Genomic DNA, 23,015 nt, shown 5'->3' with positions numbered 1-23,015 from the left:
ATATTCAAATTACTTAACCTGAATACTAGTTAAGAAAATTATTACCCACAGTGCAGGTTACTTAAGGTTCTAATCTAAAGTCGCCACCGGCATTTACAGCAGGATTATTAATTTCACTAAGGCTAAAATCACCCGTGATGGTATCTATGTCATTTAAAAACACAGCATCAATTTGGCCAGTTGCTTTATTGTTGTTATGAGAAGCAAATGTAACGGCTAAATCTAGTTTGGTTAAATCAATTAAGCCGCTGTAAGCTGCGTACCAGTTGCCGCCAGCATCATTAAAGCTAATTTCACCATCGGGAACCGTGCCGTTATCAAAATCTACCGACATAGACATAGAAAAATCACTGACTGCTCCTAGGCTCGACGACACATCAAAGCTGGTTGCTTGGTAATTAAAAACACCTTGGCGCTGCGCGATTTGGTCAATTAAGGTTGCATCATTTACCGCTTGAAATTGCTGCTGAGCATAAACATCAGTTATTGATATATCGGCATCTGTCGTTTTTTCTGAAGTATTGTTTTGTACTATTGATTGCTGCTCTGTTGGTTGCTCAGCACTTGTGTCATCACTAATAGTTGCTATGGTTTGGGTAAAAACAGCAGGTGCCTGAGTTGTTTTAATCACGCGCCCTAATGAAGTAACCTGCGCAAAAGAAAAAGGCTCATTACTGCCAAGGGATACAACACTTTGATCTTCTAATGTTAAATCTATTGCGCCATCCCAAACAGCTACATACATATCACCATCTATAAGCTGTAGTTCAAAATGGGTACCGCGAATACCAATTGATCCAACCGGTGTTTTAACACTGTACGCGCCACCATTTTTTTTAATAACACCCGAAATAGAACGCAGCCCGCCTTTTATTAGCTCAATAGAGGCAGAGCCTTGCTGAGTCGTTGTATTAAATTCATAGTTAGCAATATTTAGCTCAGAGTTTTCTTTTAATGCAATTAAGCCGCCATCAGACATTGAAAATTGCGCTTTGCTTTTTTCGCCAGTCGTTATTTTATCAACGCCATATACCGTGTCGCGTCGCTTAAGTGTTCGTTGTTGGGCGGATTCGGCATCTGTAGCAAGTACAGCGCCCCGGGCTAAAATAGTTTTTCCTGCAACTGTTGTGCTCGCTTGAGAATAAAAACTCACACAAAGTAAGGTGGTTAATACCGGAATTAAATGTTTCATAAGTACCTTAATTAGAATGAGTAACTTGCGCTTATATTGGTATCAAAGCGATCGTATTCGAACAAAGAAATATCACTGGTTTTGTCTTGGTAGTTCAATGCTAATTGCAACGCTAAACTTTTATTAACTAAGTAGCGTAACGAGCTAGAAAGTATCAATAGGTTATCGCTTCGCTCTTGAAGAAATAGCGGGTGCTCATCCTGATATTCAATCCATTGATACCCTGTTTGTGCAGAGACTTGCCATTGTTGGCTAAGTAATGCATTTATTTGGTAATAAATTCCGCTAATGCTTCTTGCATTAAACTCACCTTCGTCAATGTTAGCGCTTTCATTTTTAAAGTTTGCGCTAACGCTTTGATACCATTTTTGAGACAGATAACTTGCACCTATATTAAGAGTGTAAAAGGAGTTATCTAGTTTCTCGTCAAATGTATTATTCATAAGGCCAATTGATAGCGCTCCAAATACACTTAATTGTTTATCAAATTGGTAACTAGCTCCACTTGTTAATGATGTCTCGGTTCTGTATAGCTCGCCATCTAACAGTAAAGGCGTAATACCAGCTTGCAAATACCACAGGGTGTTATCATTTAACTTTTGTTGGTATCGACCTGATATATTGGTATTAATACGGTCATATTCAGATAGCTCATTAAATTTGTACCAATCGGTATTTACTCCTAAAGCAAAAGAGCTTCGCTGATCAATGGGGTGAAAGTACCGCCCTTTATAATTTAGCTTTATATAATTATCGTCGGTGCTTTTACTTTCTGGTGATAGTAAAAACTCACCCAAATTAGGGATTAAAATTGTATCCTCAGAGGTGCCTGCATTAACGTTACCATCTACACCATATGCAAGCTCAATGCTCTGATCATATGTACGCTCTGTTAAGCGCTGCTTGTGCTGTGATGTTGCTAATAAAGAACGAGCCGATTTTTTTACACCCTCTGGTGAAGTATCAGTATTAATTAATAAAGTCGCTTGAGCGTTAGCTGCAGGTAAATTATTGGCAGCAATATAAGATTTTACCAAATATAAACGTGCTTCATACCACTGTGGTTTTGCTTCTATTACTCGCTCAAAAGCAAATACCGCCGGAGCAGAAAGACCAGAATTTAGTGCTGAAACCCCAAGTAAGTAGTCAAAATCAGGTTCGCCCAAATATTTATAGTGTTTTTGACTGCTTTTGTATGCTTCATCAAATTGCTTTTGCGAAATTAAATATTGCAGTTCACCAAGTAGCTTTACATAGGAAATATTATTTTGAGCTTTTGCATTCAAGCTAGCAAAAGAAAGGTAACCAAGTAATAAAATAAAAATAGCGTGTTTGATCATGCTCGTTAGAATATCCCAAGAAGAAGTGGTGGTTTGCTAATACTAAATGCTATTAAACGTTAATAAGGTAGCACTTTCTGTTTATATGTAAAGTATATTGGTGCATTATTGTGCGATTGTAAACAGCAAACTAATTTAGTATCTGATCAAGTAAGGTATTAGGTAAAGTAGGATAGATGAGCAAATTTAAATTTAAAAACGAACGGGGGATAAAACAGGAACAAAAGGAAAAGAATGGGGCGATTGACGGGGCTTGAACCCGCGACAACCGGAATCACAATCCGGGGCTCTACCAACTGAGCTACAACCGCCACTACACACCTCGTTTGGTGTGGCGCGCATAATACATAATATTATAAATGTTGTGAAGCCTAAAATTAAAAAAAATCAAAAAAAATAAATATTTCATAAAATTGCCTACTATCAGTAAAGGTTCATAAAGAGTGTGTAGCGTAATAGCGCTGACAATAAAAACTATTTTGTAGTGATAATTTACTATTTAATGAGAATAAAATGTAAATTAATGTATACTCACTTGCGGGAAATTGCTTAATAAAAACTATTTGGAGTTACTATGGATTCAATACTTACTTGGCTAAACGAAAATTCAGGCCTAATTTTACACTACGGTATTCAAGCAGTTATTGCGCTTGTTATCTTTTTACTTGGTAGCCGTATTGCCAAGTTTTGTGCAGGTTTAACAGAAAAAACATTCGATAAAAAGAAAGTTGATAAAGCTGTAGGCTCATTTGTATCGAGTATAGTTTATGCTATCGTATTTGCTGCCACTATTTTAATGGCACTTTCGCAAATCGGTATAGAAACAACCTCGTTTATTGCTATTTTAGGTGCGGCTGGCCTAGCTGTTGGTTTAGCGCTGCAAGGTTCGCTGTCTAACTTTGCATCTGGCGTACTTATTATATTACTTCGTCCATTTAAATCTGGTGAGTTTGTTGAAGCTGGCGGTAAAATGGGCACAGTTAAAAAAATCGAAATATTCTCTACAGAGCTTCGCACTCCAGATAACAAAGTAATTATCGTACCAAATTCACAAATTATGTCTGGTGCAATTACTAACTTCTCGCGTGAGTCTACTCGCCGTATCGATTTAGTAATTGGTGTAGGTTACGATGCTGACTTACGTAAAACAAAAGAAGTATTACAGTCAGTACTTGACGCAGAGACTCGTTTACTTAAAGATCCAGCATACACTGTTGCAGTTTCTGAACTTGCAGACTCAAGCGTAAACTTTATTGTGCGTCCTTGGGTAAACTCTGGTGATTACTGGCCAACGTACTGGGCATTATTAGAGAACATTAAAATTGCATTAGATGATGCAGACATTACAATCCCATTTCCACAAATGGATGTACATTTACACAAGCAAGATTAATACAAATCCGCAATAATACTTAATCATTTTGCGGGGTTAAACGTGTCGCTATCTGCGTTAAAAAATTCTCATTTAGAACAACTAAATAGCGAATTTTTTGCCTGGCTATCAACACGTTTTTCCAGCCTCAAAATAGATTACTTAATTAAGCGAATTAGTATAATTTTTAGGATTAGATAGGTTATTTTTAATGAAATTAAAGCTTTTAACACTGTTAGTTGCAGCATCTGCTGCAACTAACGCATTCGCTGAAGACGCAGAGAAAAAAACGTGGGAAGTAACAAGCGAGCTAGGTGCTATTGTCACTAGTGGTAACACTGAAACTACAACGTTAAAAGGCGGTTTAAAGGTATTACATCACCTAGAAAACTGGAATAACGAGTACAAAATCGACGGCATCTATAAAGAAGATGAAGTAGAGGATGACAACGGCGACAAAGACAAGCAGCGTACGAACGAAAAGTACTCTGCATCTGCGCAAGGTAATTACAAATTAAATGAAAAGAATTCTCATTTATTCATTTATGGTTCACACGTTTCAGACTACTTTGGCGCGTATAGAACTGAATCTGTAATTTCTGCGGGTTACGGCTTACGTTTAATTGACCAACCAGATATGTGGTTAAATGCAGAGTTTGGTCCGGGTTACAAATTTTTTGAATACTCTGACGACAGCACGCAAGTTGATGACGACGGTAATCTACTTGCAGGCGAAAGCGACAGTGAAGTAATTGCTTTGGGTAAACTTGATTACAACTGGCAGATTTCAGATAGCGCACGTTTTACTCAGCTTGTGTCAGTTGAGTACGGTGATTCAAACACCAAAACGCGTTCAGAAACTGCATTGCTAGCAAAAATAAATGGCTCGCTGCAAATGAAAGTCGCTTTTAATGTTACCAACAACTCAGAAGTTGCTGATGACGAAGAAAGCACAGATACAGAGACGTCATTAACGTTAGTTTACAGTTTTTAACCAAAAACCGTATTTAATGACATTTAAGTGACAAAAGGGACGAAAGTCCCTTTTTTATTGTAGAGCTTTATTTAAAACGGGTTTAAAAACATTCTCCGCAATATATAAGGAGCCCTCTAATGTTAGATGCCCATAATCCCAGACCAAAGGGGTGTTATTGTCATCAACTTTAGCTAAACATTTATTACTAGAAATACACAGTGCGTCTATAATAGAAACATAATGTATCGTAGAGTTATTATAACGCTTTTTCAATATTGCGTTTACTTCAGTGGTTTCTTTAAGAAAGTATATATCATTTATATATTTTTCTTGAGTATCGAAATGGCGCTTAACAATAGCTTTAGGTAGCGAAGGCCTCCATTGAGGTACCGGCCCTGCCAATATGATTTGAGCATTAATATTGTTTCTGCTCAAAAACTCCTTTATTTCAAAAAAGTCATTCTTATGGTGATCTAGTTTTTGCGCTAATACAATCACTTTAGGGTGAATCTTTAAAATAGCCTCTATTGCTTTTTTATTAGACCTATCACATGCTTTTTTGAATTCTCCTTTACTCTCACTATCTTCTTTTACTAATGGCCTGCAGCCAGAAGTAGCTACTTGATTGAAGTTCTCTTTATTTAGAGTTTTTCTCAGCCCGTATCCCAATGCTTGAGCGTGTGAATCTCCCCACACAAAGATACCGCCACTGCCGTTACTCGTACAGGTGTTTGCAATATCACTTTTTGCTAGACTGCCATCATAGTAGTTACATTCAGATCTATATGCTTGCTTTACGAAGCTAGAGACGTAACTTGCCTTTTGGTATCTTTTTAAATAAAGCGCTGTATCAGATTGAGCTGCACTTCTAGCTTTTAAGTCAGCGCCAGTAGTGGAGTAAATAGCTACAGAGAGGAGGGCAATAAACAGTGTGATTAATACAGGTTTAAATTTAATAATATTAGTAATAGACAAATTGGATGGTTGTCTGAAGTTAATAGATTCAATATATCTGTAAGACAGCACTCCGAAAAACACAGATAGAAAAATGTAAACTATTGGCGAGCTATGGCCCCCTGAACGTTCATAGTAAAAAATAACTAAGGGCCAGTGCCACAAATAGATAGAGTAAGACCATGTTCCTATTTTTTGAAATATATAGTTTCCAGTAAAAAAACTATAATCATCACGTGCAATAATAATTAGGTACGCACCAAGGCAAGGTATTAAAGCTAAAAAACCAGGCCAATAGTTTGTTTCGCCAATTAATATATAGCTAGCGAGTATCAGAGCTATACCTATTAAATGAGAGGTTTTCCTTACCGTGCTATTGAATTTGAACGGATACAAATAAGCAAGTCCGCCAATCATCATTTCCCATGCTCTTGATGATAAAAAATAATAAGCTAGATTAGGAGAGGTGTAACTTGCATATATACAGTACAAAAACCCAACAATGGTTGAGCACAAGATAAACTTTTTTATTGCGCTAAGAGTAAACTTCCTTTTTAACAAAAGTAATAGTGCAGGGTAAATGATATAGAATTGCCATTCGACTGATAAAGACCACGTGTGCAATAACCATTTCTCGTGTGAAATTGCATCAAAATAGCCAGACTCTCGCCAATAAGCTAAGTTAGAAATAAACCCCATACTTACGCTAGTGTGCTTGCTAAGTAGCTGAAATTCAGAAGGAATCAAGTAAAACCAACCATAAAGCAGTAGTGCTAAGCAGAGTGTGGCTAAAGCAGGAATAATTCTACGCGCGCGTGCTATATAAAAGCTGAATAGAGAAAAATTGTTAGCATCGAGCTTTTTGAAAATAATTCCTGTCATTAAATAACCAGAAATAACAAAAAAAACATCTACACCAGCAAACCCACCAGGTAGCGTGGCTGGATTAAAATGAAATAGTACAACGGCTATTACTGCAAAAGCCCTTAGTCCATTAATATCTTTTCTAAACTGCATAAATAAAAAGAAATGTCCGTAATAAATATGCTGCAAGTATATATATAAGCTTAACTCTAAGCAAAAGCGTTAAAGTATGGCGCAGCTAGAAGGGATTATTTATCGATACCAAAGCTTGTATTATCTAAGTGTTAAAGTGCTCGCTTAAATAGTAAGTGTATAATATTTCAAAGGTTCTTTCAGATTTCGAAAGTTAAATTCTTAGCAATATGTTTTGAATTTAGGTAAAGCTAAGTATATGTCCCCCATAAATAGGCGATAACGTAGAATAAAAGTCAAAAAGGGTTATCTAATCGTTCCGTTTGGAAGAAATTACTCTTTGTTGCCTACACGGATGTAGGTAAGGAGCGTGAGCAGGACGCGGAAGCTTTGCCTACACGGATGTAGGTAAGGAGCGTGAGCAGGACGCGGAAGCTTTGCCTACACGGATGTAGGTAAGGAGCGTGAGCAGGACGCGGAAGCTTTGCCTACACGGATGTAGGTAAGGAGCGTGAGCAGGACGCGGAAGCTTTGCCTACACGGATGTAGGTAAGGAGCGTGAGCAGGACGCGGAAGCTTTTCCTATACTGGTGTAATTTTCTTGAATAAAGCACGGGGCGTAATCGGGCTCCTTAGAGTGAAAGCCTAACGTTGCAATAAAATTCTCTCTAGGTTAAACAATTTGTAATCCAAAAGATTTATACCTCATGTATATTTTACGTTTTCCGTGGTGTACTAAACCCTGTTACTTACTGAAAAATAATATAAAGTTAGGCCATATTAATACTCAATATAGTTAATACAAATAGCTAGCTTCTTAATCCCCTGCGCTTCTATTTAAAAGCAAATAATGTATGATAGCTGAAATTTTCGGTCGTCGATTAGGGATATATACACTCGTGAAAGCTTTGAAATATTACGTAAGTTTTTTATTTTTAGTTTTTAGCGTTAATTTATTAGCGTTTACACCAACAGCAGCCCAGCTTGAACAATTTAAAAATTTACCACGCGCTCAGCAAGAGGCTTTAGCCAAGCAGTACGGTGTAGATATTTCAGCTATTACAGGTGATGAGCAAACCTCGCAATCAAGCAACTCACCTCAGCAGACATCTATTGCGGAACGTTTAGACAAGGAAGAAAAAACTTTAACCGATGAAGAGCGGTTTAAGCCTAAAGTAGAAGAACTGAAACCGTTTGGATATGAACTTTTTGCTGGTGAACCAACTACCTTTATGCCAAGTGAAAATGCTTCTATCCCAGATACCTATACTGTTGGTACTGGTGATGAGCTAAAAATTAGTTTTTATGGAAAAGAAAGTAACAGTTTTGATATAACCGTTGACAGAGAGGGACGCATTAGCATACCTAATCTCAGCCCTGTAGAGGTCGCAGGCCTTACTTTCGCTGAAGTAAAAGAATTAATTAAACTAAAGGTAGAGCAAGAGGTTATTGGGGTTAAGGCATTTGTATCTTTAGGGCAGCTACGTAGCATGCGTATTCTTGTTTTAGGTGAAGCTTATAAACCCGGTAGTTATAGCGTCTCATCATTAACTACAGTGTCACATGCTTTATTCGTTAGTGGTGGGGTATCAGATATAGCTTCACTTCGAAATATTCAAGTAAAGCGCTCTGGTCAGGTTATTACTAACTTCGATCTCTATGATTTACTTATCAAAGGCGATAGCAGTAACGACATAGTATTAAAATCAGGCGATGTTGTCTTTGTTCCTCCAGTAGGAAAACAAGTAACTGTTGAGGGGTTAGTAAAGCGCCCAGCTATATTTGAGCTAAAAGCGGGCGAAACAGCAAAGCAATTACTCGCTATGGCCGGTGGGCTCAAACCAGGAGCATATGCTAAAAATGCTGTTGTAGAGCGCTTTAACGCTGAACGAAAAGAAATTCTTTCTATTGATTTTACAAAACCTCAAGTTAATTACACCCCTCAAGATGGTGACCGTTTACGCTTCAACTCAATAAGTGAACAATATTTAAATTCAATTAGCTTAATTGGTGCTGTGGCACGTCCTGGGAGCTATGAATGGCAATCAGGCAAGCGAATTTCTGATGTTTTAAAGTCTGTACGAGGCGACCTGCTTCCACAAGCGGATCTAAGCTATGGTTTGGTTATTCGTGAAATAAATATTAATGGTGACATAGAAATTCATCAATTTGATGTAGCGCAAGCAATAGTTAAAAATAAGAAAAACGATTTAGAGCTACAAGCAAACGATAAAGTTATTATCTTTAGCCGATTCGAAGAGAAAGAAGTTGAGAAAGTAGCGTTAGCTAATATGGCTTTAAGTGAAAAGCAGCGCATTCAGCAACTTAAAACTCAGCAGTGGCAAAAATTTGAACAAAAAGAATTTGAAAAGTACATCGGTATCAACGAAAAGGAACAAGAGTTAATAACTGATAATGATCAAATATTAACAATAGCAGAATATACTGAGCGTAAAAAAGAGGAAGAGCAAAGCTTAAAACCTGAAGATTATGCAACATTTAGTCGTTTTAATCTTTTAGAGCCAATTATTGCTAAGCTAAGAAAGCAAGCCTCTTTTAATCAGAACATGCAGTTAGTTGAAATTTCAGGGCATGTAACCTACCCTGGAATTTACCCATTGTCCGTAGGTGGGAAAGTGAGTGACTTAATTTCTGCGGCAGGAGGTTTGTTAGAGTCGGCTTACGTAAAGCAAGCAGAAATTACGCGTATAGCGGGAACAGATATTTCTAAGATTGAGCATATACAGTTTGACTTGCACAGTGTCGTTAGTGGCAATAATCATGACAATATAACGCTAAAAAGTAAGGATAGCTTAAATATATTCCCTATTCCAAATTGGCAAGAAAATGTAAAGGTTGAGTTAAAAGGGGAGGTTAAATTTCCTGGGGTATATATCATAAGGCGAGGCGAAACTTTAAATGATTTACTAAAAAGAGCAGGTGGTTTTTCGCAATTTGCCGAGCAAAGTGCCGCCGTTTTCACTCGTAAATCTATAAAAAAGCAAGAGCAAGAGCAATTAGCTCGTTTATCAACAGAGTTACGTCGCGATATAGCTTCAAAAAGTTTTCAAAGTTCTATAACCAGCAATTCTTTATCGTACGACGAAATGAATAATCTACTTGATGATTTAGCCAATGTTAAAGCGGTAGGCCGATTAGTTATTAATTTACCATCAATAGTACAAGACAAACAAAAGCTAGTATTACAAGACGGAGACATGCTGTTTGTACCTAGTAAGCGTGATTCTATAAGTGTTATAGGTGAGGTTAACTACTCGACATCGCATTTGTACGAAAGAGGTATATCAATAGAAGATTACATAGACAAAAGTGGTGGCTTAAAATCGAGAGCTGCGGACGATCGAATATACATAATAAAAGCTAATGGTTCAGTTAAAGTGCCCAATAAAAGTAGTTGGTTTGCAGCTAATGAAGCAACACTGCTAGAGCCAGGCGATACTATAGTCGTGCCATTAAATGCAGAGCATATGGATAAACTAACTCTGTGGAGTAAAGCGACTCAAGTTTTATATCAATTAGGTGTCGCTGTTGCTGCTTTAAGTGCGCTTTAATTAGGAACAAATGTTCATAAAAAGTTACTAATAGAATGGCAATTAAAAGTCTTAATATTCAAAAGGTTGAACATTATTCAACCTTTTTTTTATTATTTATGCAGCATTTTTATTAATAAATCCTTGAATTTAGTAACCTAAGTTATCATAATTGCCCTACCTCGAACTGATGCTTCTTTTTGAGGAGTATCGGATGAGTTTAAGAATATTTATGTTAACTAGGTTTAGTTAGCAAAAACAGTTTTAAAACTAACGTGCTAATACTGGCACATTAAAAGGTCAAGGAGATAAAAATGAAGCGTTTTACTAAACTCGCTCTAATCCCTGCAGCAGTAACAGCTGTGTTAGCAGGTAACGCATATGCTGGTACGGAAGCATGTTTTGAAATTTACAAAACTGGTGACAATGCTGGCGTTTCAGCGTTTGATAAAAAGTACACTGGCGCAGCTTGTGCTGGTGATCGTGTTGAAGAATTCACAGTAACAAATCCAGCAACCTCAACATTACTTCAATTAAATGAAATAAAGATCGCTTACGAGCTTACTGGAAACTTACCGATTGATTTTGATGATATCACCGGCGGTGATATTCAAGTAGATGAAGCTGGTGACGACCAACATATAGTTTACATCCCAACTACTGATATTCCAGGTGGTACAAAGCTTAAGTTTAAATTAACGGGTGCTGTGTTCGACGGTAACGCGAACCAAATTCATTTAGTTAAACATACAGATGAAGATGGTGCTGCAAGAATTGAAGCGGTAGCATCTTCAGATGGTGAAGTTGACGGAGAGTCAGAAATTACTTTCATCACTAAAGCGGGTATTACTATTGGCGCAGGTACGCGTTTAGCATTCTCTCGTATTTCTACTGGTGAAGATAATGAATTTGAAGGTGATGCAATTGAGCCAGTAGGAATTTTAATTGCTAATGATGCATGTACTACTGCTGATATCTCTAGTTCAGTAAGTCTTAAAGCACTTGAAGCAATTACTGATGGTGGTAATGGCTACAGTATACTAGGTGCAATTTCTCAAAATACAAAAATTGCAGATATCTCTGCTCAGTTTTACGCTTTCCAAGATGGTTTAACAGCTGAAGGCGACGTAAATGCAGAAAGTACTAACTCTATAAATGAAGCAATCACGGCACGTACTGAGTTTGTATTTGATCCTGATGCATCTAATCAGTTAGTGTCTCGTAAGAGTCAAGTTATCTTCAAATCTGCTTTTTATGATCGCGCAACAATTCTGGATCGTAAAATTGACTTAAGCTTAGATGACAAGTTAGAAACTAAATTTGTAACTTCAGTTGACCCTGGTAATACAGTACGTATGGGTCTATATAATTCTCGCCTAGCATCAACGGGCGTATTAGATGAACAAGAGCCTGCTGAAGCAAGTACTCTATGGGGTGACTATGGTTTAACGGAAGCTTCTGCACCTATGTATGAAACATACGCGCTAGATGTATTTACACCGAACGAAGTAAATGGCGATGCTGAAACTAACCCAGTGCCAACTTCTAGTAAGCTCTATGGTGCTGAGTACAACCAAATGTTTTATGCAGTTACTAACACAAACACCACAGACGGTGTTATGAACTTCAATTACACTGTGGATACTAACTACACATTAGATTTTGGTGATGAAGATTACATTGATCATTGTAACCTTAATGTACGTTCACACGAAATTGGTGTTAACGGTGCGGTTCTTAAAGTACCATACGCTGTAAACGGCGAAGGTAACTTTGTACGTGTAACAAACGAGCACGATGAAGCTGCAGAAGTAACTGTAGACGTGTTCGGCGAATCTGATGACGGTACGACTAACAACCGTAAAGTAACCGCTGTTAGACTTGGCACAGTTGCTGCTCAGTCTTCAGTAGTTTACTTTGTACCAGACCTAATTGAAGAAGCTGTTGATCAAGCTGGTTACACTGGCGCTGACGGCGGTTACGCTGCAGGTGATTTAGGTTCAAATGCTAACTCTAACTCTAACCGTCACACGTTAACTTTCACAGTTACAGCACCACGTGACACAGTTCACGGTGTATCAGTACAACGTACATTAGGCGGTTCTGACCGTGTAATGCCTGTACTTGACCGTAACGAGTGGAGCCAGTAATAATTAACTAGTTTAGTTATTTACTGATAAACCCTCGCTTAGGCGGGGGTTTTTTTTTAATAAAAAGGAATATTAATGAAAAAGCTATTATTACTTTGTTTTGTTGTTATTTTATCAGGGTGCCAAAGCACGCAAAACAATGAAAGTGAAGAGTTAAAAAAAGAGCTAGCGCAATTAAAGAAAGTGCAAAGACAAATTGCTATTAAAGTAGGCTTAGGTGAGCTAGTTCGACCAGAAAAAATAGAATTATCTTCAGAAGCTATTTGGATCGGTAGTAAAGAGGCTGAAGTAGTAATGATAGAGTTTACAGATTTACACTGCCCATATTGCAAAAAGTTCCAGCAAACAGTGTGGCCTGAGTTAAAAGCCAAATTTGTTGATACTAACAAATTAGCTGTTTCGGCACGTGAATTTCCGTTATCAAGCTTACATCCTAAAGCGCCTTACGCAGCCGTTACGTTGCGTTGTGCCGATGAGCAAGATCAATACGAAAACGTAAAAGAACGTTTGTTCGAACTGGGTCAATCTGTTGTTAAAGGCTCTTTAGATGAAATTGTAAAAGATTTTAACTTAGATCAAGAGCAATTTGATGCTTGTTTAGCAAATACTGATGTTCATAATATTGTTACCCGTTCGCTACAGGATGCGGCAGAACTTGGTTTATCTTCAACGCCAACGTTTATTATTGGCAAAAAAGAAGGTAATTATATTACTAACTACCAAATATTGACAGGTGCTGGAAGCTTAGAAAAATTTGGAACTGTAATAGATGAAGTAAAAAAATCTAAATAGTGAATGTAGTTGCATTGCTTTTTAGCTGTGATAAATTTGGGGGCTAAATAAAAAGCCTCCTTTTTTATCTAAAAAACAAAACGTCATGGATTTGATTATGAAATACAAATTTAAAAGCTCCGGTTTTACACTCGTAGAACTGCTAATTGTTATGGTTATTTTAGGCCTTTTAGCTTCAATTGTTGCACCTCGCATGTTCAGTAAAGTTGATTCTGCAAGAGAAGGGACAGCGAAAGCGCAAATGCAAGTAATCGCGACTGCTCTAGACTCATATCGTCTTGATATTGGCTATTACCCAGACACCCTAAATGAATTACTCCAAAGTACTAAAAGACAATGGGATGGACCATATTTCCCACAAAAAATCCCATTAGATCCTTGGGGTAATGAGTACAGCTATTCTGCCAGCTCAGAAGCTAATAGTGATATGTTTGTATTAAAAAGCTTTGGACGTGATGGCAAATTAGGTGGCGAGGGTGAAGACGCTGATGTGGAATACTAAAATAAAGGAATATGTAACTGCACATAATTTAATTGATGCAAACAGGCTCTCTCAAGCTCTTGAATACCAAAATGCAACATCAGAGAAGTTAGATGTTCTCTTATTAAATTCTGGTTGGATCGATGAAGATCAGCTAAGTATTATGTACGCTGACTTATTAAAGTGTGGTAGGTGGACTCAGCCACTGCAGCTAGATCAAGCAGATATAAAAGCGTTAGAGGCTGTCAACACAGACTTTCTCCTCTCAGCACAGCTATTGCCACTAGAAATAAATAATAAAACGCTTAAGCTGGGGTTTGCTTCCCCACATAATATGGATGGTTTAGATTATCTAAGGTTTCTAGATTTTGAAATAGATTTTTTTGCTTTATCAAAAAAAGATTTTGAGCTTCTCAGCGAGCAATTTAAAGCGCTTTTCCAGCAGCAGCCCGATTTAATAGTTTCATCAGATAATGTAGCCGCACTTAAAGAGCTCGCGTTAGGGGCACCTACAGTTAACTTAGTGAATAGCCTTATAAATAAAGGTGTTAAGCTTGGAGCCTCCGATTTACATATTGAACCTGTGGACGGGCGATATCGTGCCCGTTATAGAATCGATGGAATTTTAAAAGAAGCTGATCCAATCCCACATAGTCTGCAGCTTGCCGTTATCTCTAGAATAAAAATCTTATCAGGTATGGATATAGCAGAAAAGCGTCGACCACAAGACGGCAAAATCGAAATGAAAGCAGGCTCTACAGACTTAGATATACGTTGCTCAACATTACCACTAGGGGTTGGTGAAAGTGTTGTAATGCGTTTTCTAATAAAAAATGCGGTTAAATTCGATTTAGGTACTTTAGGTTATTCTGAGGACTTAATAGATTATATAAACCAAGATCTAAAGCGTACATCTGGTGTTATTTTAATGACAGGCCCTACAGGGTCAGGTAAAACAACTTCATTATATTCTTTTTTAAATCAGATAAATAAACCCGATATCAAAATTATCACCTTAGAGGATCCTATTGAGTACCAATTAGCGGGTGTAAACCAAGTGCAAGTAAACTCTGATATTGGATTTGATTTTTCTGCTGGTTTAAGAAGTATAGTACGCCAAGATCCTGATGTTATTATGGTCGGCGAAATCCGAGATAACGAAACAGCGAAAATTGCTCTGCAATCTGCATTAACCGGGCATTTAGTATTTAGTACTGTTCATACTAATGATGCGCCCTCAGCTTATACCCGTTTAATGGATTTAGGTATAGAAGAATACCTACTTAATGCGGGTTTGGTCTCAATCATGGCGCAGCGCCTTGCCAGAACTTTATGTAGCCATTGTAAGAAGCCGTTAGAGCAAGAAGACAGTCAAGATCTTATTGCTAAATATACACTTAATAAGTTAGCTCCGTTACAAAATATTAAGTTACACCAGGCTGTAGGTTGCGATCATTGCGAGCATACCGGGTACTCGGGACGTGTTGCTTTTTTAGAGTACCTTCCTTGTGATAGCGATATTAAAAAAATCCCTAAAGATGAAAAGCTTTTAGATCACCTCTATCAACTAATGGAAGATAAAAACTTACGTAGCTTAAAGCAAGATGGATTACTAAAAGCAATCCAAGGGGTTACCACGATAGAAGAAGTTATGAGGGTGGCAGGATGAGCCAGCTGTATAAGTATAAAGCTTACTCTCATAGCGGCGAAACAGTAAATGGAGAAATCACTGCCGAAAATGAAAAAGAAGCGTTTTCTAAATTAAAGGAAGATTACAAGTTAGTTATTAAAGTAAATGCAACTTACCAAGCAAGACAGCGCAAAAGAATCACCTTAGCTGATTTAGAGCAATCAACAAATCAATTAGCAACGTTGCTTAAAAATGGGCTGAAAATTGATAAAGCACTTTCTGTGCTTGTAAAGTCAAATCAAAAATCGGCAATAGGTTTGGTATGGTCATCTGTGCTTTCAGATATAAAACAAGGCGCTTTATTAAGTGATGCACTTGCAAAAAGACCAGAGGCATTTTCTACTTTATTCGTAGAAATGGTTAAAATAGGAGAGAGTACAGGTAACTTGCCTCAAGTATTCAATAGACTTAGTCAAAACCTTTTGTTTCAAAATGCGCTGCGCAATAAGGTAATTCAAGCAATAACATATCCCTTTTTTATACTTATAGTATGTATTACCGCTATTTGGGCTATTTTTAACTTTGTTATACCTAGCATGTCATCAATGTTTGATTCTGTCGATGATGTTCCTACTTACACGCAAGTACTCATTGACGCATCACAATGGATACAGAGTTATCAGCTTCATTTACTAGTGTGCATTATAGCAGTGATATCGGGCCTTATTTTTGCCTTTCAAAATCATGAGTTTAAAATAAAAATGATACAGGCAACAGTAAACTTACCTTTAATACGCACTATAATTAAACAATCAGATCGAATACGCTTTGCCACATCATTGCAGTTGACATTAGAAAGTGGCGTAAGTTTATCTTCGGGGTTGCAGCTAGCCAGTGAAACCGTAATAAACCCTAAATTAAAGAAAAGCTTAAAAAATATTGTATTATCAGTATCTGCTGGCGGCGTATTAAGTGACGAGTTAGCTAAATTAACGTTATTTGATGATATTGGAATTTCGCTAATTTCCGTGGGTGAAGAAAGTGGCACCCTTACAAGTTCATTCACCGAAATAGCTCAGCGCTCAAGATTAAGCTTTGAGCAATGGCTAGTTAAATTTACAGCTATGCTAGAACCATTACTGATTTTAGTTATGGGTGGGGTAGTTGGTTCTGTGGTTATCACCATGCTACTTAGTATTGTATCGATAAACGATGTCTCATTCTAAATATAAAGGGTTTACTTTAATAGAGCTCCTTATCGTATTAGTGCTGATTGGATTAGCAACATCGTTTGTTTTACCAAATATGTGGAAACAATTCGATCAAGCTAAACTATATAGCGAAAAAAAACAGCTCTCTTCAATTATAACTTTTGCTAAAGAGTACAGCGTTTATAAGGGGGGGTCATTAAAGTTAGTTTTAAACGAAGATACATTAAGAGTCTACGAACAAAAAATACCGCAATCTGACGTAGAAGTTAGTGAAATCGCAGATGGAATGAATAACCCTGATGATGAACAAAATTTACAAGGTGAAAAAGAGAGCGCTGAAAGTTTAGAGCGGTTAATTAAAAAAATTGAATTTAATACATTAACATTACAAGAAGAGTCTTTTATTTTTGATGCACATAGCTACTTTAAAAAGGTGGTAATAACTATTGGCATTAATGGAACTCAAAAGAGGGAAAAAATTGAGATATAGCAAGGGAATGACGCTTATAGAGGTATTAATCGCTTCTATTATCTTATTTATAGCTGTTAGTGCAATTAGCTTTGTATCTCGAGCGTCAATGCTGCATGAGCAAAAGCTAAAAAATAATATATCTCGGGGTATACTCGCCGAACATATAAAAGATTTTGTGAGTTATAAGTACCAATATGAAAATGTAGCGCAAGGGAGTTATAAGTTAGGTACTAACGAATATAAATGGAACTTAGAAGTCATTGAATCAAAGCCCGTAGTACGCGTTATCTCCTCAGAAATGACACAAGATGCTGGAAAAAAAGAAGATAACTTAGTGCTATATGAAGTGACTATAAGAGATACAAAGCAAGAAAAACAAATATTGAGCTTTAAAGATGTATATTGGAAGCAGTAAAAGGATTCAGTCGGCTTTTACGTTAATCGAAGTACTCGTCGCAATGGTAATATTTTCATTAGTAATGACAGTCTCTGTAACCAGTTACAGGTTTTCACTAAGCGAGTTAACTAAAGAAGAAAAAAATAACTCAATAAAGTTATTAACCACAACAAAATTAATTAACAGCCAAATTCATTCATTAATCCCGTTTATCTTCAGAACAGAGATGGGTGAACAGGTTCCTTTTTTTCAAGGTAGTAGTAACGCATTTTCATTTATTACAGATAGACCCATTCAAGTCACTTCCCCCTTAGCGGTTGCTACGTTAAAAGTGGTTGACGATACGGTGCAATACTGTGAGCTCGAATATGGTACATTTTTACTTGAAGATATTGAACACGTTACCAATGACTGTAGTTCACCAATTGTCTATGTGACAGGCAAGGATATTTCTATAACTTACTTCGGGTGGAAAGATAATTTTGAATTGAGTAATTTTTATTCTGAATATTTAAATATAGCTGTAAAGCCTAAACCATTGTGGTCTGCAACTTTTTCTGGTGCAAAAAGAAAACTGTTGCCGCTATATGTACGGATCTCTTTAGCTGAACAAACTGATATATTATTTAAGATACCTCAGTTAACTTCTTTTGAATTAGGAGCAAGTAATGCTTTCGAGGGTTAAGGCAAACCAAGGGGTGGCTTTAATTGTTGTGTTAATGATTACCGCTGTAATGGCGGTTATTATGCTGTATATGTCTGGGCAAGGCCAAAATAGTGCACGACTAGCCGGTATGGTAAAACAAAACACAGATGCCTATTTACGCTTAGAAAGCGCTCAAGCAGAAATGATTTACAGCTACATGACAAGTAACTTTAGTATTTTAGGACCTAGATCCGATTATTTAGGAAAGCCTGTCAATAACGATTTCACTAAAAATTTAACAAGTGGAGTCAAAAAACGAGGCGACTACAGTGTTACGGTACAGGATATAAGCGGCTTAGTTTCTATTGTGCCATTTAATAAAAAAGATTTTAACCGCTTATTAGCCTTACAAGGCGTTGGAGAGACAGAGCTTTTAAAAATACAAGATAGGCTTGATGATTGGCAAGACCAAGATAACTTCAGGCACTTAGAAGGGGCTGAAAAAGGCGATTACGCACAACCTGAGCTGCCTAAAAATGGAATTATTCAAACAACGAAAGAACTGATTTATGTTTTAGACAACGAAGCTTTATATGAACAAATAAAACCTTATATTACAATGTATGGGGGAGACTACATAGTTCGACAATTTGTGCCTAAATCTTTATACTCCGCATTAGGAATTTCTGAGCAGAGCGCTCAAACTACATCAGAGGATGGTGTTACTTACCCTAGCGGACGCTTTCTGATCAAGATTTCTTCAAATAAAAATATTTCAATAACAAAAAAGTTTATTTTATTACGGGGACAGGATTCCTTCCGTCCATACTCTATAACAGATGAAGAGCTAATTTTTAGATAATGAAAAAAGTATTAAAAAAGCTAGGTTCTCCCTCGGCTTTTTGCCATTACAAATACCATCTGACAGCAGAGTGTATTGTAGAGCAAACTAAATTGAGCAAGCCTAGGCTGTCTTTGGTAACTGGGTGTTTACTCGATAGAAACCTTTTTTGGGCAACAACACGCACTTATGAAAACACTTCAATAACTGAACTTAAAAGCATAATTCAAGCCGAAAAAATGCAGCTTCCACCTATGGAGGGAAAATTTTATTGGTCAATAGAAGCGCTGAGTAATAATCAGTTTACAATATCGTACTTTGTGGTGCCTCAGAACGTATTGGATAAAGTTCCTTCTGAGTGCCGTTTAATCGTTCCTCTTTATTCGAGCGCTGGAGAAGCACAAGTACAACCCTTACTGATAAAGCATAATGTAGAAAAAGTCGACTTTTCATCACATGCGAATGCGTTAAGCTGGTTAAATTTATCGGGTTTATTTGGCTTAAACAATCAAGCTTTTAGTAAACCTGAAAAGCTTTCAAATCGAAAATTGCTGATAGCAATAATTTCTTTATTGAGTGCAACAGCTATCTTTTTAAGTGCATATCTAATGCTTGCTACTAGTTATTACACCGGTAAAAAGTTACAAAATGAAGCTGCTGTAACTGAGGTCCTATCAGGGCGACAAGCAACAAATCAAGAATTAACTTTAGCTTCTGGTTTGATCGAATTTTTGGCTACCAATCCAAACGTGCTTGATAAATTAAGCCAAGTAAGTCTCAAGGATGATGATGTATTTATTGAACGAGTTAAACTGATACCTACCGGAGTTGAGCTATTTGGTACAACACAGGGCTCTGCAACAAAAATACTTGAGCAAATAATTAATGCTGAATCTATTAAAGAGGCAAAATTTTCGCGAGCTGTTACAAAAAACAAACAAGGTTTGGAAACATTTACTATTGAGGTGACATGGAAGTGAGTGCATCATCTATATCTATAAAAAAGTGGGGCGGTATATCTATAGCGTTGCTTTTAAGTTTTGAGTTTTTGGTTTTCCCTTGGCTAGATTGGTTAGATTCGAGTAAAAATGAGCTAAAAAGTTTAGAGAAAATAGTAGTGAAGCAGGAGAGCTTGCTAGCTTCAGATAAGCAGGTGCAAAATAATTCCGAGTCGATCGCAGCTAACTTAAGTGATTTCTCACAGCTGCCTACTTTAGATAAAAATCAGGACCCTGCATTACTATGGCTTCAGGTCATTGACGCGGCGGTAGAGCGGTATGAGCTGAACATTAATAACAAAGCCCCTTTTAGAGAAGTAAAAATTAACGATGCATACTCTGTCTATGCAGGTAGACTCAATGTATCGGGAAGTTATAACGAGGTTTTAAATTTACTTTATGAACTCGAAAATATAAAAGAGGGTAACCGTGTGCGGCAGGTTTCTTTTACGCGCACAAAAGCAACACCCGATAGGGTAACTGCAAATATAGAGTTTGTACGGGTATTTAAAAAATCATGAGAAATATATTAATCCTTTTATGTGTATGTATTGCGATAATTATATGGGTAAGTGACTTTTTGTTACCCGACAATCAAAGTCGCCAAAAAAAGGATACTGCACCTGTAAAGTTAAATGCAAGTAAAGTAGCGCAAACTCAATTTAATATAGAGCAATTGGCTAACACCTTAGGCGTTGATTACACAGAAATAGGTAAAGATGAAAGCGAAAACTCTGAGGGCCCAGATGTTATAGATGCTACGCTTTCATTAGTTTCTGTTTACACCAGTGGTGAAGTTGCAAATGCAAGAATCAAGATAAAAACCCCTGATGGAGAGGAGTTAATTAACCTTTCAAAAGGAGATAAGTTTGAATCGTTAGAGCTACAGGAAATTTTAGCAGCTGCGGTTGAATTATCTAATAACGGTCAACAAGTTTTACTGAAAATGTATAAACCCGAAATTATCAGTATTACAAAAACAAATGGTGTTGAGGAAGTAACAAAATGAATAATAAACCATTAAAAGGATCTCTTTTAGTTTTAGTTGCATTAGCAGTTTCTGGTTGTACAACAACAAGTAAATTACGAGATAACGATTTATCAGTAGATAGATCAATATTAAAAACAACAGGCATTAAACAAACGCAAGAGCAGATAGCTAAAGAACAAACTAAAACGCAGGCTGAATTTAGTTCATTAAAAGTACAAGATTTAGGTGGTATAACACGTTTAGAAGAAGAAGCTAAAAAAGCGCCTGAGCTAACCGGAGAGCCGATTACTTTTTCTGCAGACGAAGTGTCTATAAAAGAGTTTACAAGCCGTGTATTTGACGATCTATTAAATATTAACTATGTAGTTGCGCCTCAATTAGCGGCATCAGGTGAAAAAATAACACTAAACATATCGAGTGCTATCTCCAGAGCTGCATTTTATGAAGTAGTAATAAAAACACTTGAAGAAAGTGCTATTAGAACTTTAAGGAAAGATAATATTTTATATCTTTCTAAAGCAACCTCTTCAGATCAAAAAAATTCAATAGCAATTGGTATAGGTAATAATACTGCGGATATCCCTGACATATCAGGTGCAATCACACAGATTGTGCCATATGTTTATAGTAGTAGCCGAAACATTACCAGTATAATGAAAAAGCTATCAACAGCCCAAGTTACAGTGAATTCACTACAAAAATTAATTATTTTAGAAGGCGAGCGCGCTGAAATATTACGCGCTATGAAAATAATTAATATGCTTGATGTACCACGCGCATATGGGCGACAGATTAGGTTGATAGAATTTGCTAATATTTCGCCTATTGAGGGGATAGAGCAAATTGAAAAACTGCTAATCGAAGATGGTATGCATGTATCTAAAGAGGGCGATGCATCGTTTGTTCCTATTCCTCGTATTAATGCTTTTGTAGCGTATGCTGCGAGTGAAAAAATAATCGACCGAATTACATTTTGGGCAAATAAAATAGATGTTCCAATTGCTGGTGATGAAAGGCAGTACTTTGTATACAAACCTAAATTTGCTAAAGCAGAAGAAATGTTGGAGTCAATAAATGGATTGCTAAATGGCCAAGCTCCGACCACAAAAAGGGCTAATGGTGAAGGGGAAAGAGGAAAAACTAGTGGTACAACGGGTACTATGCGCTTTAGCCTCGACAAGCAGCAAAATGCGTTAATCTTTTACGCTACAAACGATGAATATCGTTTAGTTGAATCGCTAATGCAAAAAATGGATGTATTGCCTGGGCAGGTGATTCTTGATGTAACCATTTTAGAAGTAACGCTTGGTGATAGTATGTCATCGGGTATAGATTGGTTTTATGAAAACTCAAATACAAACGACTCGCTTTCTGCTAGTAGTGCAACTCTTTCAAGTTCAGGTAGTATTGCTGGGGCTGTGTTAAGTGGCAACTGGCAAGCAACATTCAATTGGAAAGATAGCGTGAGCGATGCGCGTGTTATATCAAGACCATACTTAATTGTAAGAGACGGCGAATCAGCAACGATTACCTCAGGAGATCAGGTACCTATTATTACGCAAACTGTAGAAAGTTTAGGTGATAATAGCGCTGTATCTAACTCCGTACAATATCGCTCTACAGGTGTAAATGTGTCTATTTCACCCATTATTAACTCACAAGGTGTAATTACACTGAGTGTATCTATGTCAGTGAGTGATGCAAATCCTAATGAGCTGGGTGGTAGTACTTCGCCAACTATAACAAACCGTGCAATCACTTCTGAAATTTTATCAGCCGACGGGCAAACAGTTGCGTTGGGCGGCTTAATTCAAGAAAAGAAAAATAAATATAACAATGGCGTGCCATTACTAAGCACTATACCTATTTTAGGTAATTTATTTAAAAGCAATGTAGATTCAATGGATCGCACAGAGCTAGTAATGCTAATTACAACTAAAGTAGTGAATGAAAGCTTCGAAGTAGATGAATTCAGCGAAGCAATGGCTGAGCTATACAGTGCGCCTATTACAATTAGATGAGTAT

At 37.1% G+C, this 23,015-nt stretch carries 19 protein-coding genes and 1 tRNA gene; 16 read left to right on the top strand and 4 right to left on the bottom strand.

What is annotated here, in order from left to right; genetic code table 11:
* Window positions 1–61 precede the first annotated feature (61 nt).
* The 3 genes from OIZ54_RS08165 to OIZ54_RS08155 all read right to left on the bottom strand — a co-directional run bounded on the left by OIZ54_RS08165 (window position 62) and on the right by OIZ54_RS08155 (window position 2,843).
* On the bottom strand, window positions 62–1,192 hold the full coding sequence (locus tag OIZ54_RS08165; protein ID WP_138577039.1) for a FecR domain-containing protein: 1,131 nt from the start codon (window positions 1,190–1,192) through the stop codon (window positions 62–64).
* Between the two features lie 11 nt (window positions 1,193–1,203).
* A complete protein-coding gene (locus OIZ54_RS08160) occupies window positions 1,204–2,532 on the bottom strand; it encodes a hypothetical protein (protein ID WP_264390147.1) in 1,329 nt (442 codons plus the stop codon).
* A 235-nt stretch (window positions 2,533–2,767) separates the two neighbouring features.
* Window positions 2,768–2,843, bottom strand: a tRNA-His gene (locus tag OIZ54_RS08155).
* A gap of 263 nt (window positions 2,844–3,106) precedes the next feature.
* On the opposite strand from OIZ54_RS08155, the gene OIZ54_RS08150 reads away from it, so the two are divergent.
* Together OIZ54_RS08150 and OIZ54_RS08145 are read left to right on the top strand one after the other, a co-directional pair.
* Window positions 3,107–3,925, top strand: coding sequence for a mechanosensitive ion channel family protein (locus OIZ54_RS08150; RefSeq protein ID WP_024032471.1), 819 nt, complete (start codon window positions 3,107–3,109; stop codon window positions 3,923–3,925).
* A gap of 190 nt (window positions 3,926–4,115) precedes the next feature.
* The gene (locus OIZ54_RS08145) at window positions 4,116–4,898 is read left to right on the top strand and encodes a YdiY family protein (RefSeq protein ID WP_121636916.1); all 783 of its coding nucleotides are present in this window, start codon (window positions 4,116–4,118) and stop codon (window positions 4,896–4,898) included.
* A 54-nt stretch (window positions 4,899–4,952) separates the two neighbouring features.
* Here OIZ54_RS08145 and OIZ54_RS08140 read toward each other — a convergent pair whose 3' ends face one another.
* Window positions 4,953–6,851, bottom strand: coding sequence for an acyltransferase family protein (locus OIZ54_RS08140; protein WP_264390146.1), 1,899 nt, complete (start codon window positions 6,849–6,851; stop codon window positions 4,953–4,955).
* Between the two features lie 878 nt (window positions 6,852–7,729).
* On the opposite strand from OIZ54_RS08140, the gene OIZ54_RS08135 reads away from it, so the two are divergent.
* The 14 genes from OIZ54_RS08135 to OIZ54_RS08070 all read left to right on the top strand — a co-directional run bounded on the left by OIZ54_RS08135 (window position 7,730) and on the right by OIZ54_RS08070 (window position 23,011).
* The gene (locus tag OIZ54_RS08135; protein ID WP_264390145.1) at window positions 7,730–10,402 is read left to right on the top strand and encodes an SLBB domain-containing protein; all 2,673 of its coding nucleotides are present in this window, start codon (window positions 7,730–7,732) and stop codon (window positions 10,400–10,402) included.
* Between the two features lie 293 nt (window positions 10,403–10,695).
* Window positions 10,696–12,531: a hypothetical protein gene (locus OIZ54_RS08130; protein ID WP_264390144.1), complete on the top strand. Its 1,836-nt coding sequence runs from the start codon at window positions 10,696–10,698 to the stop codon at window positions 12,529–12,531.
* A 75-nt stretch (window positions 12,532–12,606) separates the two neighbouring features.
* On the top strand, window positions 12,607–13,323 hold the full coding sequence (locus OIZ54_RS08125; RefSeq protein WP_264390143.1) for a DsbA family protein: 717 nt from the start codon (window positions 12,607–12,609) through the stop codon (window positions 13,321–13,323).
* 97 nt (window positions 13,324–13,420) lie between these two features.
* Window positions 13,421–13,825, top strand: coding sequence for a type II secretion system major pseudopilin GspG (gene gspG / locus OIZ54_RS08120; RefSeq protein ID WP_055016685.1), 405 nt, complete (start codon window positions 13,421–13,423; stop codon window positions 13,823–13,825).
* Window positions 13,800–15,473 carry a GspE/PulE family protein gene (locus tag OIZ54_RS08115; protein ID WP_264390142.1) on the top strand — a complete coding sequence of 558 codons (1,674 nt, stop codon included), beginning with the start codon at window positions 13,800–13,802 and terminating at the stop codon, window positions 15,471–15,473. The genes gspG and OIZ54_RS08115 overlap by 26 nt, the downstream gene beginning before the upstream one ends.
* A complete protein-coding gene (locus OIZ54_RS08110) occupies window positions 15,470–16,660 on the top strand; it encodes a type II secretion system F family protein (protein ID WP_096739023.1) in 1,191 nt (396 codons plus the stop codon). The genes OIZ54_RS08115 and OIZ54_RS08110 overlap by 4 nt, the downstream gene beginning before the upstream one ends.
* A complete protein-coding gene (locus OIZ54_RS08105) occupies window positions 16,647–17,135 on the top strand; it encodes a prepilin-type N-terminal cleavage/methylation domain-containing protein (RefSeq protein ID WP_096739024.1) in 489 nt (162 codons plus the stop codon). Before OIZ54_RS08110 ends, OIZ54_RS08105 begins: the two co-directional genes overlap by 14 nt.
* 7 nt (window positions 17,136–17,142) lie before the next feature.
* Window positions 17,143–17,532: a hypothetical protein gene (locus tag OIZ54_RS08100; protein WP_096739025.1), complete on the top strand. Its 390-nt coding sequence runs from the start codon at window positions 17,143–17,145 to the stop codon at window positions 17,530–17,532.
* Window positions 17,513–18,199 (top strand): type II secretion system protein, encoded by a 687-nt coding sequence (locus OIZ54_RS08095; RefSeq protein WP_096739026.1) that lies wholly within the window; start codon window positions 17,513–17,515, stop codon window positions 18,197–18,199. Before OIZ54_RS08100 ends, OIZ54_RS08095 begins: the two co-directional genes overlap by 20 nt.
* Entirely contained in the window at window positions 18,183–19,022 is an 840-nt protein-coding gene (locus tag OIZ54_RS08090; protein WP_264390141.1) for a general secretion pathway protein GspK, read from the top strand. The genes OIZ54_RS08095 and OIZ54_RS08090 overlap by 17 nt, the downstream gene beginning before the upstream one ends.
* A complete protein-coding gene (locus OIZ54_RS08085) occupies window positions 19,022–19,981 on the top strand; it encodes a hypothetical protein (RefSeq protein WP_264390140.1) in 960 nt (319 codons plus the stop codon). The genes OIZ54_RS08090 and OIZ54_RS08085 overlap by 1 nt, the downstream gene beginning before the upstream one ends.
* Entirely contained in the window at window positions 19,978–20,520 is a 543-nt protein-coding gene (locus OIZ54_RS08080) for a hypothetical protein (protein WP_157774063.1), read from the top strand. Before OIZ54_RS08085 ends, OIZ54_RS08080 begins: the two co-directional genes overlap by 4 nt.
* Window positions 20,517–21,008 (top strand): hypothetical protein, encoded by a 492-nt coding sequence (locus OIZ54_RS08075; RefSeq protein ID WP_264390139.1) that lies wholly within the window; start codon window positions 20,517–20,519, stop codon window positions 21,006–21,008. The genes OIZ54_RS08080 and OIZ54_RS08075 overlap by 4 nt, the downstream gene beginning before the upstream one ends.
* Window positions 21,005–23,011, top strand: a complete 2,007-nt coding sequence (locus tag OIZ54_RS08070) for a secretin N-terminal domain-containing protein (RefSeq protein ID WP_096739031.1) — start codon at window positions 21,005–21,007, stop codon at window positions 23,009–23,011. The genes OIZ54_RS08075 and OIZ54_RS08070 overlap by 4 nt, the downstream gene beginning before the upstream one ends.
* Window positions 23,012–23,015: the final 4 nt, after the last annotated feature.

This window comes from Pseudoalteromonas sp. A3 (assembly GCF_025942345.1).
In the GTDB taxonomy this organism is placed as follows: domain Bacteria; phylum Pseudomonadota; class Gammaproteobacteria; order Enterobacterales; family Alteromonadaceae; genus Pseudoalteromonas; species Pseudoalteromonas atlantica.
Note: the sequence above shows the minus strand (reverse complement) of the source record. Positions and strands in the feature narration are given on the sequence as shown.